Source organism: Paenibacillus assamensis DSM 18201 (genome assembly GCF_000422445.1).
GTDB classification, from domain to species: domain Bacteria; phylum Bacillota; class Bacilli; order Paenibacillales; family Paenibacillaceae; genus Paenibacillus_B; species Paenibacillus_B assamensis.
This window is the reverse complement of the sequence record NZ_KE383839.1, coordinates 13263-32764: the sequence shown is the minus strand read 5'-3', so window position 1 is coordinate 32764 and position 19502 is coordinate 13263. Positions and strand designations below refer to the sequence as shown.

Sequence of the window (19502 nt, the reverse complement as noted above, 5' to 3'; positions counted from 1 at the left end):
TCATCCCTACCAAGTTACCTTCTATATGTATGGAAACACCCCGCCTTACATATCTCTTAGCTATACTCGATTTTACTGCGTTTGCCAGAGCATATGAAGAGCACGAATAATAATAAAAAGTATTACATTACCATAAAAGCAAGTTGGAAACTTTTACTGTTTCAATAATTAAAATTTTCATAACCAATTCCTCAATATACTAATTGTCGCATATGTTGCTCTTTTCGAACTAAAGTTAGGTGATTATCTATTTTTATGTTGTTAAATTCTTCAATCAAAACTCTTACTGTTCCAGTACTCATCTTTTAATTGAAAAAAAACCGGCAGGATGCATACCGAGAGAAATACGGTGTACACCCAAGCCGGGTAATAGATTAGAAAATAATATCAATGGCCTCTAGCATATCTTGGTCCTGTTCGGATTGCCCGTTCAGGGAAATATCCTTTAACAGTACCGAAGGCTGTTCGCCAATTTGGTTGATGATCACGAGCAGGTCCTGAGCGAAATTGTCGATCAGATTGCGCGTAAACAACTTGGTCGCATATTCAAACTGTCCGTTCATTCCCTCATCGAGCAACGAAATGACCAAGGTAAGATCAAATTGGGAAACCGTATGAGTTTCCGGATAAGATTCGATCTTGATATCCCCGAAGCTTTGAACGTTATCTTCCTTGGTTTCTAGAACAAACATGACATCGAATACAGGATTGCGGCTTTGATCTCGCGGCGCCTGCAGCTTTTTCACAAGCTCCTCGAACGGATAATCCTGGTGGTCGTAGGCCCCCAACATCGTTTCTTTGACTTCGTTCAAGTAAGCGAGGAACGTCTTCTCCCCGGACGGATAATGTCGAATCGCCAACGTGTTGACAAACATTCCGATGAGCGGCTCAAGGTCGGCATGTGTGCGGCCCGAAACCGGTGTGCCTACAATGAAGTCTTCTTGTCCCGAGTATTTGCTGAGCAGGATAGAATAGGCCGTAAATAACACCATATATAGGGTCGCACCGTTCTCATCGGCGATGCGCTGCAAGCTGTCAGTCATCTGCTTGTCGATGCTGAAAGGTAGCACATCTCCATCAAAGCTGCGAGTGGCAGGTCTGACAAAGTCCGTCGGCAGTTCAAGCGTCGGCAGTTCACCTTCCAGCACGTCCAGCCAGTAGGCTTCCTGACGTTTCAGCCGCTCTTTTACAGGTTCGGACTGCTGCCAAGCGGCGAATTCCTTATATTGAACCCGAAGCGGTTCCAGCGTCTCGCCGTTATACAGGCGCAGCAACTCTTCGACGAAGATGCCCATCGACAAGCCATCCGTGACGATATGATGAATGTCCAGCATGAGCAGATGCCGTTCTGCCTCCCATTCGACTAAACCTACGCGCAGCAGCGGCGGCCGCTCCAAATCAAAGACGCGCACAAAGCAGTCTACGATGCTATTCGTTTCGCTTTCCGTTGCTTTCGTATACTCGACGGCAAACTCCAAGTCCGGATAAATCCGTTGTACCGGTTCGCCGTCAACCATTTCGAAGCCAGTTCGCAAAATTTCGTGACGAGCTATCACTTCTTTGAGCGCCGACTCGAATGGTTTCCGTTCTAAGCGCCCGACGAGAACCGTCATGCCTGACATGTTGTAGCTAAGCTCGGCGCCTTCCATCTGCTGCTGGATGTACAGCCGTTTTTGCACGGAGGAAAGTGGATAGTAATCCCTCTTATCCAGTACTGGAATGGAGAGGTATTCCTGTCGCTCCAATTGGCTAATCGCTTCGGCCATCGCTTCGACGGTCGAGTGTCGGAACACATCGCGCAGCGGCAGGTCCACACTCAGCTCCTTGTGCACCTTGCTGACCAGAGTCGTCGCCCGTAGGGAGTGCCCGCCGAGGTCGAAGAAGTTGTCCGTCACGCCAATCGTGACCGACCCGAGCACGTCCTGCCAGATGGCGACCAGTTTCGCCTCAAGTTTGGTGCGCGGCGCCACGTATTCGCGGCCTGCGCTTGCTCCCCCTTCCGGCGCCGGCAGCGCCTTCCGGTCAATTTTTCCGTTCGGCGTCAGAGGCAGGCGCTCCAGCTCCACGAAGTACGACGGGATCATATAGCCCGGCAGCTCGCTGGAGATCGCCCGTTTCAGGTCTGCCGCCGTTAGTTCGCCATCCGTTGTGTAGTACGCGCACAGCGCTTTCTGCCCGTCCGCGTCACTTCGAACCAGCACCACCGCTTCGCGCACACCTTCCACCCATAGCAGCTGCGACTCAATTTCTCCCGTCTCAATCCGGTAGCCCCGGATTTTCGCCTGGTTGTCGATTCGGCCGATGAAGTCTACATTGCCGTCCTCCGTCCACCGCGCCAAGTCTCCCGTGCGGTATAGCCGCTCGCCCGCGACGAACGGGCTGTCTACAAACTTCTCTTCTGTCAGCTCCGGACGGTTCAAGTACCCGCGCGCTACACCGACTCCACCGATGACCAGCTCGCCCAGCACCCCGACCGGCACCGGATTCAGATGCGTGTCCACGATGTAGAATTTCGCATTCAGCCACGCTTTGCCAATCGGCACATTGCCTGTCTGAGGCAGCTTTATCAACGGCTCGTCGTAGAAGCTTGAGTCAATCGCTGCTTCCGTCACGCCGTATGCGTTGATGATCCGGAACAACGAGCCAAAGCGTTCCTGCAAGATTCGGTAATCCGCCACGCTGCAGCTATCCGAGCTCGTAATCAACAGCTCCATCCCGCTCATATCCAGCCGCTGCTCGTGCACGTACTCCATGAACGGCACGATCAGCGCCGGTGTTGATTCGAAGATGGTTACTCGCTCCCGCTCTATCCAGTGGTGCAGACGAGACGGATCGATCCGGTCGTCCTTCGGCACAATTACCATCATGCCTCCGTTGTACAACGTCCGCGCAATATCTCCAACGAACACGTCGAACGAGAAGCTTGCGAGCTGCAACAGCCGTACCGGGAACTGATTCAACTGGTATTCTCTGCAATAGCCTGCCGCCGTGTTCACCAAGCTGCGATGCTCGATCATCACACCCTTCGGCTTGCCCGTCGTTCCTGACGTGTAGATTACGTACGCCAGATCCTCCGGGCGGGCTTTATGGAAGCTGTCGGTGCCAACATCCTGATGACTCTCATCACCGTCATCCACAGCATCCGTCAGCTTGCCGGAGACCATGCTGGAGACAACCGGCACATTGGCCAGTTCCTTGCTGTAGGACGCTTCGTCGTCTAGGTACAATACCGCCGCCAACGCCAGCTCCTCTTCACCGAACCAGGCTTCAGCACGCTCTCGCAGCCCCGTTTGCGTCAACAGCACCTTCGCTCCGCTGTCTTCGAGCATGAACCGCACGCGCTCCGCCGGGTAATCCGGGTCGAGCGGCACATACGCCCCGCCCGCTTTCCAGACGGCCAGCACGGCCACTAGCAAGTCCACCGAACGCTCGGCGAGAATGCCGACGATCGTCTCCCGACCAATGCCGCTTGCGCGCAGCGTAGCAGCCAAGCGGTTTGCCCGCTCGTTTAGCTCCGCATACGTCAGCCGGTCGTTCTCGTACACGACGGCCTCCGCTTCCGGTGTGCGCTCCGCCTGTTCCTCGAACAGCCGGTGGAATGCGACCGCAGGAGCCGCTTCCGGCTGCGCCGGGTTGAACGCGCCGAGAATTTGCTCTTTTTCCACTGGTGTCAAAATGCCAAGCTCGGCAATAGTCGCCGACGGATTGCGAAGAATGGATTCAAGCAGTTGCAAGTAGTGAGCGGCCAATTTCTCCACCGTTTCGGTTTTATACAGCGCAGTCGCGTATTCAAACAGATATTCCAAGCCTTCCTCGATCTCCGTGACGTCCAAGCTGAGATCGAATTTAGAAACAATTTCTTCGCTAGCAAACGTCGACATATGGAGTCCAGAGAGCTGGATTTCCAAATTCTCTGTATTCTGCAAAGCAAACATCGTATCGAACAGCGGATTGCGGCTTAAATCGCGAGCCACGTTTACCTTATCTACCAGTTCCTCAAACGGATAATTTTGATGTTCAAACGCGCCCAGCGTCGTCTCCTTGATTTCCATTAAGTAGTCAAGGAACGTCTTATCGGCAGTCGGATAACTGCGGATGGCAAGGGTATTGACGAACATCCCAATCAACGGCTGAACATCGCTGTGATTTCTTCCCGCAATCGGCGTACCGACCACCACGTCTTCTTGTCCTGTATATTTATGCAATAACATTGTATAGCCAGCAAGCAGAACCATGTAAAGCGTTGCGCCGTTCTCGGCTGCAAGCCGTTTCAAACCTTCGCTTTTCTCGCTATTCATAAACAATTGCAGCGTGCGGCCCTCATAGCTCTGCATAACTGGGCGCGGATAGTCCGTCGGCAATTCCAAGACCGGCAGCTCTCCGCGGAACATGTCGAGCCAGTAGGCTTCCTGCTTGGCAAGCTGAGCTTTCTGCTCGTCCGATTGCTGCCATACCGCATAATCTTTGTACTGAATGCGAAGCGGCTCCAACTGCTCTCCGCTGTACCAGCGGACGAACTCGTCGATAAGTACGTCCATCGAAACGCCGTCAGAAACGATATGATGCGTATCGAACATCAGAATGTGCCGGTCCGGTGCCAGTTCGGCAAGGCCTACCCGCAGAAGTGGCGGCTTCGCTAGATCAAACGGACGAACGAATTGGCGCACCGTTTCTTCCGCCTGCTCCCCGCTAATCTGCACATATTCCACCTGGAAGGCGGCTTCTTCATAAATCCGCTGAACTACTTCTCCTTTTACCATTTCAAAGCCGGTACGCAGCGTTTCATGACGAGCTACAAGCCCGCAAAACGCTTCCTCAAACCGCTGTCGATCGAGCTCCCCTTCAAGCAGCATGGCTCCCGGTATGTTGTAGCTCAGCTCGCCTCCTTCCAGTTGGTTCAAGATATAAAGACGTTTTTGAGCGGAAGAGAGCGGATAATACTCACTAAGTTCCGCAGCCGGAATAGCCGTGAACGAGCCTATCTCCATCCGCTCCATAGCCGCAGCCATTTCCTCAACCGTCGAGTAGCGGAAAACGTCGCGAAGCGGGAATTCGACGCCTAGCTCCTTATGCATCTTGCTGACAAGCGTCGTCGCTCTCAGAGAGTGTCCGCCAAGGTCGAAGAAGTTGTCGGTTACACCTACCGCCTTCTCCTGAACAAGCACATTCTGCCAAATGGCTGCCAGCTTCGCCTCAAGTTCGGTGCGCGGCGCTACGTATTCGTAGCCTCCGCCTGCCCCCCCTTCCGGTGACGGGAGCGCCTTCCGGTCGATCTTTCCGTTCGGCGTCAGTGGCATGCACTCCAGTGCGACGAAGTACGACGGGATCATGTACCCAGGCAGTTCCTGCGCCAGCGCGCTGCGCAAATCGTTCACCGCTAGTTCCACCCCGGTATCCGGCGTGTAGTACGCGCACAGCGCTTTCTGTCCATTTGCGTCACTTCGAACCAGCACCACCGCTTCGCGCAAGCCTTCCACCCGCAGCAGTTGCGACTCGATCTCGCCCGTCTCGATCCGGTACCCCCGGATTTTCGCCTGATTGTCAATTCGGCCGATGAAGTCCACATTGCCGTCTTCCATCCAACGCGCCATGTCTCCCGTTCGGTACAGCCGCTCGCCCGCGGCGAACGGGCTGTCTACAAACTTCTCTTCTGTCAGCTCTGGACGGTTCAAGTACCCGCGCGCTACACCGACTCCGCCGATGACCAGTTCACCCAGCACCCCGACCGGCACCGGATTCAGATGCGTGTCCACGATGTAGAATTTCGCATTCAGCCACGCTTTGCCTATCGGCACATTGCCTGTCTGCGGCAGCTTCATCAACGGCTCGTCGTAGAAGCTTGAGTCGATCGCCGCTTCCGTCACGCCGTATGCGTTGATAATCCGGAACAACGAGCCGAAGCGTTCCTGTAAAGTTCGGTAATCCGCCACACTGCAGCTGTCCGAGCTCGTAATCAACAACTCCATCCCGCTCATGTCCAGCCGCTGCTCGTGCACGTACTCCATGAACGGTACGATCAGCGCCGGCGTTGATTCAAAGATGGTTACCCGCTCCCGCTCTATCCAGTGGTGCAGACGAGACGGATCGATCCGGTCGTCCTTCGGCACAATTACCATCGTGCCTCCGTTATACAGCGTCCGCGCGATATCTCCGACGAACACGTCGAACGAGAAACTTGCAAGCTGCAACAGCCGTACCGGGAACTGATCCAACCGGTATTCCCTCCGGTAGCCCGCCGCCGTGTTCACTAGGCTGCGATGCTCGATCATCACCCCCTTCGGCTTGCCCGTCGTTCCCGACGTGTAGATTACGTAGGCCAGATCCTCCGGACAGGCTTCATGGAAGCTGTCAGTGACGACATGCTGATAGCTCTCATCGCCGTCGTCCACAGCATCCGTCAGCTTGCCGGAGGCCATGCTGGAGACAACCGACGCATTCGCCCGCTCCTGGCTATACCACGCTTCGTCGTCCAGGTACAGCACGGCCGCCAGTGCCAGCCCCTCTTCGTCGAGCCAGGCTTCGGCACGATCTCGCAGCGCCGTTTGCGTCAACAGCACTTTCGCTCCGCTGTCTTCCAGCATAAACCGCACGCGCTCCGCCGGGTAATCCGGGTCTAGCGGCACATACGCCCCGCCCGCTTTCCAGACGGCCAGCACGGCCACTAGCAAGTCCACCGAACGCTCGGCAAGAATGCCGACGATTGTTTCCCTGCCAATGCCGCTTGCGCGCAGCGTAGCCCCTACGCGGTTCGCCCGCTCGTTCAGCTCTGCATACGTCAGCCGATCGTTATCGTACACGACAGCTGCCGCTTCCGGGGTGCGCTCCGCCTGTTCTTCGAACAACCTGTGGAACGCGGTCACAGGAGCCGCTTCTGGCTGCGCCGGGTTGAACGCGCCGAGAATGTGGTCTTTTTCCGCTGGTGTCAAAAGCTCCAACTGATTCACTTGGATATTCGGGTTAGCTGCAACTTTCTCCAGTGCCTGGGCAAAATGACCGTGGATCTGCCTGATGTCTTCCTCTCTGAACGTCAGCGCATTGTACGTAAACCGCAGCAAAATATGCTCTTCCGGAATGACGGTAATATCCAGATCGTAGTTCGTTTGCTCCGGCGACTGGATATTAGCGATTTTCAGCGCTTCTTCATGTCCGCCGACGACCTGCTCAATTTGTTCTTCCATCGGATAATTTTCAAAGACCATGATATGGTTGATCAAGTCGCGTTTTTGCTCGCTCAGTGACTGAATTTCGAACAGCGGGAACGTTTCGTAAGCTCCCGATGCCAGCGCTTGATCCTGGGTTTTCCTCAAAATATCAGCTACCGTCTCCTCGGCTTTTCCTTGAATACGGACCGGAATTGTATTAATAAACAGGCCGATCATGCTTTCGATGCCCGGAATTTCCGCTGGACGCCCGGATACAACGGAGCCAAATACGACATCCTCGCTGTTGTTGTATACCTGCAGAACCAGTCCCCATACGGTCTGCATGAACGTATTGATCGTCACCTGCTGCTGGCGTGCCATCCGCTCGATTTTCCCGGTCAGTTCCTTACTAAGTTCCACATCGATTTCGGCCGCTTCAAAAGCGCCCTGCTTCAGCTGCGTTTTCTCCTGAGGAAGCTTGGTCTGCTGATCATAACCCACCAAGTACTCGGACCAGTAACGCGAAGCTTTCTCGGCATCTTGAACTTCCAGCCATTCGATATACCGGGAGTACGAGGTAACCGGAGGAAGCTCTAGCGTCCGATTCTCCTGGAACGCGAAGTAGGCGTCAAACACTTCCTTGAGCATGAAGGACATGCACCAGCCATCCATCAAAATGTGATGGTGACTCCAGATCACATGGTAAGACTCTTCGCCCGTGCGCAGAACGGTCACGCGCATAAGAGAACCTCGGGCCAAATCGAACTTGTTCGCTTTATCCGCACTAACGAAATCGGCTATCGTCTTCTCCGAATCTTCATCGCTAACCGAGCGAATATCTTCGAAGTACACTTCACACTTTCGCTCGCGGAACACCACTTGAATCGGCTCGTCTCTCCAGCCGGTAATAAAGTTGGTCCGCAGCGTCTCATTCCGCTGTACCAGCGTATCCAATCCTTGAGTGAAGGCTTCGACATTCAGGGTGCCGTACAGATCGAAGGTCACCTGTTCGAAGTAAGCTTCCGAATCGGCATCCAGCAGGCTGTGGAACAACATCCCTTTTTGCAGCGGAGTCAGGATGTATACATTCTCCAGTTCGCCAAGCGCCGCCGTATGTTCGGCCAGCCGCTCCAGTTCCTCCAGCGTCACATCTTGAAGTAGTACATCGCTAGGCGTAAGCTCCGGAAGCTCTTTCGATACGCAATGACTGATAACTTCACACAAGCTCGATTGAAGCAGGGTGCCCAGGCGCTCTACCGTTTCCCGTTTATACTGGGTTTCCCCATAACGGATCGTGAGTTCCAGCACTCCTTCCGACACCATACCATTGATATCGAGGACAAAATCCATCATTGCATTCGGGCTTGAATCGGAGCCCGGGCTGAACGGAGACTGCTGCGAGCCGCTGCTTTCGTAATCCTGGTCGAACTGACCCAAATAGTTAAAGCTGATCTCCGGCTCCAAAACGAAGCGCTCACCGTCACGCGGCGCCGATAAATAACGTAGGATGCCGTAGCCGATTCCTTTGTTCGGAATGCGGCGCAAGCTTTCTTTAACCTGTTTTACCTGATGACTGAGCGCCTGAGCGTCACCCAGTTCCAGAACGACAGGGAATTGGCTTGTAAACCAGCCTATCGTGCGCGTAATGTCCACATCCGGCAAAATGTCTTCCCGACCGTGGCCTTCTAGATTCACCAGCACGCGTTCCCGGCCGCTCCAAGCTTGTACCGCTAGGCCAAGCGCGGCAAGCAGCAAATCGTTCATTTCCGTATGGTAAGCACGGTGTGCCTGCTTCAGCAGCTGTTCGGTTTCTTCCGCTGTCCAGCGAACGGTCACGAGCCCGCTGTCCTTCAGCTTGGATCTACCTTGGTCAAAATCTTTTGGAAGCGGCTCATAACTCAATTGCTCGATATGCTGCCAATACTCTCTTTCGCTTTCCATCGCCAGACCGTTCGCATAATCAGCGAGCTGTTTCGCCCATGCTTGGAATGAATCCGTTTTGAGCGGTAAACGGATCGGCTGCCCTTGCAGCGCCTGCTCATAGCCGGCAGCAAAATCCTCAAGCAGAATACGCCAGGATACACCGTCTACGACCAAGTGATGGATCGCGATGAGCAGGTGGTCGCCGTCGTCGCAGCGGAACAAGCCGATTTTCACCAACGGACCGTTTTCCAGATCGATGCTCGCTTGAATGTCATTTGCCTTAGCCTCTACCGCTTCTTTCACGTCGCCGACTCCCTTGAAATCGACAACTTCCAAATCGAACAACGCTTCGTTATCCCGGGCGCCTCGGTTCCAGGCGGTATAGCCGTTCTCAGTTAGACGGTAAACCGTACGGAGAGCATCGTGATGCACGACAAGCTGACGCACCGCTTGGCGTAAAGCTTCTTCGTCAAATCCTTGCTTGGAGAACTGCATGAACGCCTGATTGCTATGATGCACGTCGGCCGGATTTTGTTCAAAGAACCAGCGCTGAATCGGAGTTAAGATGACCTCTCCCGTCACTTCGGCCTGATTTGCCATTCTCTCCGCCGTTTGCAGCTGCAAACTAAGGGCAGAAATCGTCGGGTAATGGAACAAATCTTTCATGACCAGCTTATACCCCGTTTGCAAAAGACGGGACGATACCTGCAAGGCCTTGATTGAATCGCCGCCGAGCGCAAAGAAATTGTCCATCGTGCCGACCTGATCCACGCCCAACACCGACTGCCAGACCGACGCAAGTGCTTGCTCGGCAGGCGTACGAGGCGCCGTGTATGCAACCTCAGCACGAATGCTTCCTTCCGGCACAGGCAGCGCTTTACGGTCGATCTTCCCGTTCGGCGTAAGCGGCATTTGATCCAGTCGCATGATGCGCGAAGGCACCATATGGGAAGGCAATGCGGCGCCCAGATGAGTCACAAGTCCTTCCAGATCGAAGCTGGAATCGGCTGCGACGTACCCACACAAATATTTCTTCTCCCGCTCGTCCGTCCGGTCGATGACAAGCGCTTGACGCACGCCAGCAACATTTTGCATGACCGCTTCTATTTCACCAAGCTCGATCCGATAGCCGTGAATTTTCACCTGGTTGTCGATCCGGCCGATGAAGTCCACGTTGCCGTCCGGCATCCAGCGCGCCAGGTCGCCGGTCCGGTACAGCCGCTCCCCGGTGGCGAATGGGCTATCTACGAATTTCTCCATCGTCAAATCCGGGCGGTTCAAGTAACCGCGGGCCACACCTGCTCCACCGATAACCAGCTCGCCTAACACCCCGATAGGCACGGGCTTCAAATTTGCATCCACGATGTAGAACTTGGCGTTCAGCCACGCTTTCCCGATCGGCACGCTGCCCGTCTTCGGTAGTTTCTCCAGTGGCTCGTCATAGAAGCTGGAGTCAATCGCCGCTTCCGTTACGCCGTAGCTGTTAATAATACGGAACTGCGAGCCGAAGCGCTCCTGCAAGGTGCGGTAATCCGCTACACTGCACGCATCCGAGCTTGTGATCAGCAGTTGCATCGAACTGAGGTCCAGACCTTCGGCATGCACATGCTCCATGAACGGCACGATCAGCGCCGGAGTCGATTCGAACACCGTCACGGCGTAGTCGCGAATCCAATCGTAGAGGCGGGTTGGATCAATCCGGTCGTCCTTCGGCACGATGACCATCGTACCGCCGTTGTACAGCGTCCGCGCAATGTCGCCGACGAACACGTCGAACGAGAAGCTGGCGAGCTGAAGCAGCCGGATCGGGAACTGATCCAGGCGGTAGTCCCTCCGGTAGCCCTCCGCCGTGTTTACCAGGCTGCGGTGTTCCACCGCCACGCCCTTCGGACGTCCTGTCGTACCGGAGGTGTAGATAACGTAAGCCAAATCTCGCGGCTTGTTCACATTCGCCGGATTCGATGCGAGATCCACAGCTAGTACGTTCTTCTCGGCTTCTGCCGTGGCGGACGTTTCAGCAGAAGTCATTTCCGCTTGCGCTTGCGCTAAAGCCTCCATTTCTGCGCCTGCTTCTTCCAATGCTTGTACAGCCACAGCCGCTTCCGCCGCTCCGAGGCTGTACGTCGCGTCGTCATCAAGCGCAAACACCGTTTGCAGCACGAGTACTCCATCGCTGCGCCACGCTTCCACCTGCTCCAGCAGACGGGTCTGCGTAAGCAGCACCGACGCTCCGCTGTCCGTGAGCATATACTCGATCCGATCCGCCGGATAGTCCGGGTCGAGCGGCACATAAGCGCCGCCAGCTTTCCATACGGCGAGCACCCCAATCAACAGCTCCGTCGAACGACCAGCCAGAATGCCGACCACCTGCTCCGGCTTCACCCCGCGCGCCCGCAGTGCATACGCCAGACGATTCGCTTTGGCGTTCAGCTCCGCATACGTCAGCTTGCTGTCTTCGTAGACAACCGCCATCGCTCCCGGAGTACGCTCCGCCTGTTGCTCGAACAGCTCGTGGAACGTTCTCTCTTTCCACGACTTATCCGCATCCAAGCCTGCACCCTCTGCGGCAGATTGCTCTGCCAAAGCCGAAGACGATACGTCAAACCCGACCAGCAACTTATGCTTTTCGCTGTCCGTCAAAATATCCAAATCCGCAATCCGCGCACCCGGCTGAGCCATAATCGACGTTAAAAGCTGTTCGTAATGACCCGCCAGCCGTACCATCGTTTCCTGTCTAAACATTGAGGTAGCATACTCGATCTTGCAAACCAGCTCGTTATCGGCTTCCACGATATCTAAGCTAAGATCAAACTTTGCCGTCTTTTCCTCGATGTCGAATTGGGACCATTGCAAACCTGCTGGGGTTACATCCAAGCTTTCGTGCTTTTGCAATGAAAACATGGTATCAAACAGAGGATTCCGGCTTAAATCCCGGCTCACCTGAAGAGCTTCCACCAGTTCCTCAAACGGATAGTCCTGGTTCTCATAGGCTCCAAGCGTCGTTTCCTTCACTTCCTGCAAGTAATCCAAGAACGTCCGCTCCGCCACCGGACCCAAGCGAAGAGCCAGCGTATTGACAAACATGCCGATAATCGGCTGCAGGTCGGCGTGAGAACGGGCGGCAATCGGAGTGCCGACCACGATATCTTCCTGTCCCGCGTATTTATGGAGCAATACAGAGTACGCAGCCAGCAGAAGCATGTACAGCGTCGCACCCGAATCGCCAGCAAGCCGTTTGAGAGCTTCGCTTTTCTCCGCATCCAGCGTAAACGTGAGCGTTTGACCATCAAACTGCTGCACGGCTGGACGGGAGAAGTCGAGAGGCAGCTCAAGAACAGGAAGCTCGGAGCTGAATACCCCGCGCCAATATTCCTCCTGCTGTTTGATGCGCTGGCGCTGCTCTTCGGATTGCTGCCAAACAGCGTAATCCTTATATTGAATCCGCAGTTCCGGCAATTGTTCCCCATTGTAAAGCCGCACGAATTCGCGCAACAGCACGTCCATGGAAAGGCCGTCGGAACCAATATGATGAATATCCAACGCGAGCAAGAATTTCTCTTTCCCCAGTTCGATCAGCAAGGCGCGCAGCAAAGGCGGATGGGTCAAGTCAAAAGGCTGAATGAAGCCTTCAAGAATGGCCGCAACCTGATCTTCGCTAGCTTGAAGCTTCTCGACCTTGAAAGCTGCGAGTGGATGAATACGCTGCACCGGCTCCCCATTCACGATTTCAAAGCTGGTCCGCAGCATATCATGCCGGGCCACCAAAGTAGTCAACGCCTGTTCTACCTTGGCCTCGTTCAAAGCCCCCTTCAATTGCAATGCGCTTGGGAGGTTGTAATTCAGCTCAGAGCTATCCAGCTGATGCAGGACGTACAGCCTTTTTTGCGCGGAGGATACCGGATAGTACGCTCTCTCTTCCGCTTTCGGAATCGAGCTGTACCGCGTTTCTTCCAAGCTAGCAATAGCCCCGGCCATAGACTCTACCGTCGTATAGCGGAACACATCGCGCAGCGGAAGTTCCACGTTCATTTCCTTGCGAATTTTGCTGACAAGGTTCGTCGCCCGCAAGGAGTGTCCACCGAGTTCGAAGAAATTGTCAAGGACTCCAATGCCGGAGTAACCCAGCACTTCCTCCCAGATCTTCACAAGCTGAGACTCCGTCCGGTTACGCGGCGCTACATATTCGACGCCCGTTTGCAAACCGCCTTGCGGCTCCGGCAGCGCTTTGCGGTCCACTTTACCGTTGGACGTCAGCGGCATGCGCTCCAGCTGCACGAAGTACGACGGAATCATATACCCAGGCATTACCTGGGCCAGTGAGGTTCTCAATTCACTGACCGTCAGCGTCCGGTCCGCTACAAAGTAGGCGACAAGCGCCTTTTCGCCATCGCTGTCCTGATGGGCGAGCACCACCGCTTCTTCCACGCCCTCGACGTTCAGAAGCTGCGTCTCGATTTCGTCCAGCTCGATCCGGTAACCCCGGATTTTGACCTGGTGGTCGATCCGTCCCAGATATTCGATGTTACCGTCCGGCAGCCAAACCGCCAAGTCCCCGGAGCGGTACAGTTTCTCCCCCTCTGCAAACGGGGAATCGACGAACTTCTCCGCTGTCAGATCCGGTCGATTCAAGTAGCCTCTCGCAAGGCCTTCCCCGGCCACGTACATTTCGCCCGCTACGCCGATCGGTACAGGGCGGCGGTTGTCATCAAGGACATACACGCTCAGCGTTGGGATCGGCTTGCCGATATTGCTCTTCGCCGCCTCCATTTCGACCCATGTGATTTCCTTATACGTAACGTGAACCGTCGTCTCTGTAATGCCGTACATATTGATTAACTTCGTCTCCGGGTACTTCGTCTTGAAGCCCTTGAGCAGCAGCGGACTCAGCGCTTCACCCCCGAAGATGACGTTGCGAATCCGCAGATCATACGGATGTTCCGCCAAAACCTCGCGCAGCAGTTGGTAGAAGTATGTTGGTGTCTGGTTCAAAATCGTGACCTGCTCACGGCCCAGCAGCGCCAGGAAATCGGCCGGATTTTTCGCCGTGAGAGGCGGTACAATGACCAGCTTTCCTCCGTACAGCAGCGCACCGTACATTTCCCAGACGGAGAAATCGAAGCAGAACGAGTGGAACAGCGTCCACGTGTCAGACGGACCGAAGTCGAACAGATTCTTGTCGTTAAACAGGAGGCGCACGACGTTCTTATGTTCGATTAGCGTTCCTTTCGGTCTGCCGGTCGTTCCCGACGTGTAGATGACATAAGCCAGGTTGCCCGGCCCGGAAATCGGTTCTAGGTTCGAAGCGTCCAGCGCATCGACGGAGTCCACCCCTCTGTCACCCCAAACAAAATCATCCAATTCGAGGCGTGTTCCTGCGAAGTCGGTCCTCTCATGCAGATGCTTTTGAATCAGCAATAACGGCGCGCCCGAATCCTCGATCATGAAGCGGATGCGCTCCTCCGGGTAGTCGGGATCGACAGGCACGTAGGCTCCGCCTGCTTTGAGAATCGCCAAAATGCCGACGACCATATCGAGCGAGCGTTCGGCCAGAATCGCTACCAGCTGATCCGCTTCTACTCCTGTCTCACGCAGCGTCCTTGCAAGCCGGTTGGATCGCTCGTTCAGCTCGCGGTAGGTCAACTGCCGCTCGTTCATGACGGCAGCCACGTTGTCCGGGTAAAGCTTTGCCTGCTCTTCGAACAAGCCGTGAATCGTCTGCTGCCGCGGGTAGTCCGCCTCTGAATCGTTGAAACCACATACCAGTTCGCGGATTTCCTCTTCCGTGAGCATTTCCAGCGAGGCAATATCTCCTTCCGGCGCTGCTGCGATAGTTTCTAACAGCTTGTCATAATGTTTAGCAAACCGTTCGGCTGTCTCTTGTTTATACAAAGCCGTAGCGTATTCAAACCGGCATTCGAGCTGACCGTCCAGTTCCGAAATATCTAGGAGCAGCTCGAACTTGGATGTTCGGTTCTCCAATGGATAAAACGATTGCTCCAGCCCCTCGATGACAATTTGCTCGTTCTCCGTATTTTGCAGGGAGAAAAACGTATCAAAGAGCGGATTGCGGCCGGTCGCGCGCGGAATGTGAAGACTTTCCACCAAGTCTTCGAACAAATAATTTTGGTGTTCGAAAGCCCCGAGCGTGATGTCCTTGATTTCTTCCAGGTACGAAAGGAACGGTTTGGAACGCTCCGGACGACTGCGAATGGCCAAGGTGTTGATAAACATCCCTATGATTGGCTGTACTTCTTCCTGCGTTCTTCCGGCAATCGGCGTTCCGACAATCAGATCTTCCTGACCCGAATATTTATGCATAAGGATCGAGTAAGCCGACAGCAGCACCATGTACAGGGTCGTGCCCGTCTGTGCCGCCAGCTCTTTCAGCTTTTCCGTCCGCTCTTTCCCGATATAAAACTTCACGGTCCGGCCGTCAAAGCTTTGCACCGCAGGCCGCGGGTAGTCCGTCGGCAGCTCCAAGACCGGAAGCTCGCCTGACAGCTGTTCCAGCCAGTACTCCTTCTGCGGCAGAAGCATCTGCTCGTAAGCTTCGGAATGCTGCCAAACGGCATAATCTTTGTATTGAATGTGCAGCGGGTCCAGTTCCTCGCCCCGATACAAGCGGCTAAACTCGTCGAAGAGCAGCGCTGTCGAAATGCCATCCGAGACGATATGGTGCATATCGAACAGCAAAATGTGGCGATCCTCCGCAACCTCGATCAGACCAATACGGAGAAGTGGCGGTTTGGTCAGATCAAACGGGCAAAAGTAAGCTTCCACCACCTGGTCCACTTCCCGTTCATCCGCCTGAAAATAATCTACAGCAAACTCCACCTCGTCATCGATGAGCTGAACAAGCTCGCCTTGAACCTGCTCGATCCCGGTACGCAGCGTCTCATGGCGCTGAATCAGCGCCCGGAACGCGTGCTCGACGCGCATACGGTCCAGCTTGCCTTCGAGAAGAATCGCCGCTGACATATTGTAGCTGCGCTCGGCCCCGTCAAGCTGGCGCAGGACATACAGACGCTTTTGCTCGGATGAAACCGGATAGCACTCGGCTTCAGCCGCCTTTGTAATCTCATACGTCTCCTGCTGCCTTAAACCGCCGATTGTTTGGGCCAATTGTTCGATCGTGGTGTAGCGGAAAACGTCCCGCAGCGGAACCTCGACCTGCAGCTCTTTACGAATCTTGGAAACAAGCATGGAGGCCCGCAAAGAATGACCACCTAGGTCAAAGAAATCGTCCTGGACTCCAACTCGCGCAATACCGAGCACCTGCTGCCAAATGAGAGCAAGTCTTGTTTCCAGCGTTGTGCGAGGAGCCACGTACTCACGGCCTGAGTCTACCTCTCCGGTCGGTTCAGGCAGCGCTTTACGGTCAATTTTGCCGTTCGGCGTGAGCGGAAGCTTATCAAGTGACACCAGCCGGGCCGGGACCATATGGGCCGGCAGTTCTTGCTTCAATTGGGACAGCAGATCGCTCAGCGGCAAGGAAGCATCCCCGGCCACATAGCCGCACAAATATTTTTGCCCCTGCTCATCCGTACGGTCGATCACCACAGCCTGCTTGACGCCAAGGAAACGCAGCAGGGCCGTTTCTATTTCGCCGAGCTCGATCCGGAACCCGCGAATTTTCACCTGATAGTCGATCCGGCCGATGAAGCCGACGTTGCCGTCTTCCAGCCAGCGAGCCATATCTCCTGTCCGGTAGAGACGTTCGCCCGGCACAAACGGGCTGTCCACAAACTTCTCAGCGGTTAGGTCCGGACGGTTCCAGTACCCGCGTCCCACCCCTGCGCCTCCGATGACAAGCTCGCCCGGAACCCCTACAGGAACCGGCTTTAACTCGGCATCGACAATGTAAAACCGGGCGTTCAGCCAAGATTTGCCGATCGGCACATGACCGGACGGCGGCAGCTTATCCAGCGGCTCATCGTAAAAGCTGCTGTCAATCGCCGCTTCCGTAATGCCATAGCTGTTGATAATTCGGAATTGTCCGCCGAATCTTTCCTGCAGCAATCGGTAATCGGTGACACTGCAAGCATCCGAACTGGTAATCAGCAACTGCATGGAGCTAACATCCAGCCCTTCTTCATAAATATGCTGCATGAACGGCAGGATGAGTGCAGGCGTTGATTCGAATACCGTAATATTTTGGTCTCGGATCCAGCCGTATAAGCGGTTCGGATCTATCCGGTCATCCTTCGGTACAATCACCATCGTGCCTCCGTTATACAGCGTCCGCGCGATGTCTCCGACGAACACGTCAAACGAGAAGCTGGCCAACTGCAGCAGCCGCACTGGGAACTGATCCAATCGATACTCGCGACGGTACGCATCCGCCGTATTCACGAGACTACCGTGCTCGATCATGACGCCTTTCGGGCGTCCCGTCGTACCCGAGGTGTAAATCACATAAGCCAAGTCTTGCGGGGCGCTGCTGGCCGATTTAAATGCCGTGGCTAAGGCACCCCCGTTATAAATCTGTTCATCATCCATGGCATAGACAGCTTGAAGCTTCAGCCGGTTATCGGCCAACCAACCTTCGGCCCGCTCCAACAGATGACGCTGCGTAAGCAGCACCGATGCATCGCTATCGCTAAGCATGTACTCAATCCGCTCCGCCGGATAATCGGGGTCCAGCGGTACATAGGCTCCGCCGGCTTTCCAAACGGCGAGCACCCCGACCAGCAGTTCCACCGAACGCTCCGCCCAGATCCCCGTAATCGTCTCCCTTCCCACGCCCTGTTCTCGAAGAAGAGAAGCCAGCCGCTCGGCGCGTTCGTTCAATTCGCCGTAGGTCAGTTGTTTGTCCATGTAGACGACTGCCGGGTGATCCGGAATTTCCCGGGCAAACCTTTCAACATACCGATGAAACACTTCTCCCTCGCTCAGCTCTGCCACCGGCGGGTTAAAAACGTTGAGAATGCGGTGTCTCTCCTCATCGCTCAGCAGAGAAATCTCGCGGATCGGCAGTTCTGGTGTTTGAAGAAACTGGTCCAGAACGTTTACATACTGTTCCATAATTCGATCAATCTCGGCCTTCTCGAACAGGCCAGTACGATAGGAAGCATGGAAAATGACATGGTCTTCATGCAGCATATGGTCGAAGCGCAGCAGCAAATCGTCCACCTCGTGCCTAGCGAAGTGAGTCTCCCCGCGTACCTTAATTTCTTCATACTCCACGACTTTCAAAGGTAGATATTCCAGAGACGTGCGGAACAGCCCCGAAAGATCGTTGCGGCCGTGTTGTTCACGTAAATCCTGGATCAATTGGTTATAAGGGTATTTCTGATACCGCAGATCCGCCATATTTTCCTTGGAAACCGTTTGGATCAAGGAAAGCACGTGACCGTCTGGATTCAGACAAATCCTTGTAGCCACGGTGCTGACGAACATACCGATCATTTCTTTTTCCTTCTTGCTGGTGCGATTGGCGAAAACCGTGCCGACCGGAACATCGGTGCTGTCGGTCAGCTTGTACAATAAGGTGTACATGGCGGACAGAAATAACGTATATAAGCTGACCTGATATTGTTCGCTGAAGGCCATAATGCGTTCATACCGGGAACCGTCCAAAGTGATGGCCAGTTTATTGGATTCGCTGCCGATCGAGAATGGCGAATACGATTTAATGCCGGTCGTTTCAGGCAAAGTGCTGTACTTCGTCAGCCAGTATTCCTTCCCTTTTTGATAACGCTGCGATTGCTCATATTCACGCTCCGCGGCAATATAATCCAGATAGGAAGGGGCTTGGTACCTGCTGGAGATGCCTTTGCGCAGTTCCAAGTATTTTTCCATCACCGCATGCAGCACAATGTTGATTGACAAACCGTCAGCGATAATATGATTTATCGTCAAATTGAGCCATACTTGGCCGTTCGCAACATGGAAAATCGTAAATTGGTACAGGTGTTCGTCGAACACGCTGGCCGGTTTTTCGCTTACTTCTTTCATCCAAGCATAGAATTGTTCGGGTGTCTCTATTTCCAGGTGGTTTAACCTAGCTTGGACATTCTCCGCTTCTTCGAACCACTGCGTTGGATTTTGCAAATCCCCGCTAATGCGGATTCGGAAAGCGTCATAAGTTTTGACGATCTCTACTACCGCTTGCTCTAGTAGCTGTGTGTCGATCTGGCCCGTCATTTGGTAGGTCCCAGAAATCATCGTGATGGACGTTCCCGGATTCATAATTTCCGTGAACCATATTCGGCGCTGGGCTTGCGTTAATCCATATTGCTCATTGGTATTCTCTCTCACATCGACACACTCCCGTTTTAGAGATTCTTTATAGATTGGCTTTGTACCTAGATGTCACTTAGTCACTCTTAAGAAGAACCGCGCAGGCGATTCTCGGAACGGCTCCTGCGGACTCTTCCCCCTTGTTCGTGTCTGCGTTTTCTAGTAACTACCGTTATAAAGTCATACCTTGGATTA

The 19502-nt window shown here is 54.4% G+C and carries 1 protein-coding gene; it reads right to left on the bottom strand.

Translation table 11 applies throughout. From position 1 onward, the window contains the following. Positions 1-374: 374 nt before the first annotated feature. Complete coding sequence (locus H580_RS0120375; protein WP_028596421.1) at positions 375-19325, bottom strand: non-ribosomal peptide synthetase; 18951 nt, start codon at positions 19323-19325, stop codon at positions 375-377. Positions 19326-19502 lie beyond the last annotated feature (177 nt).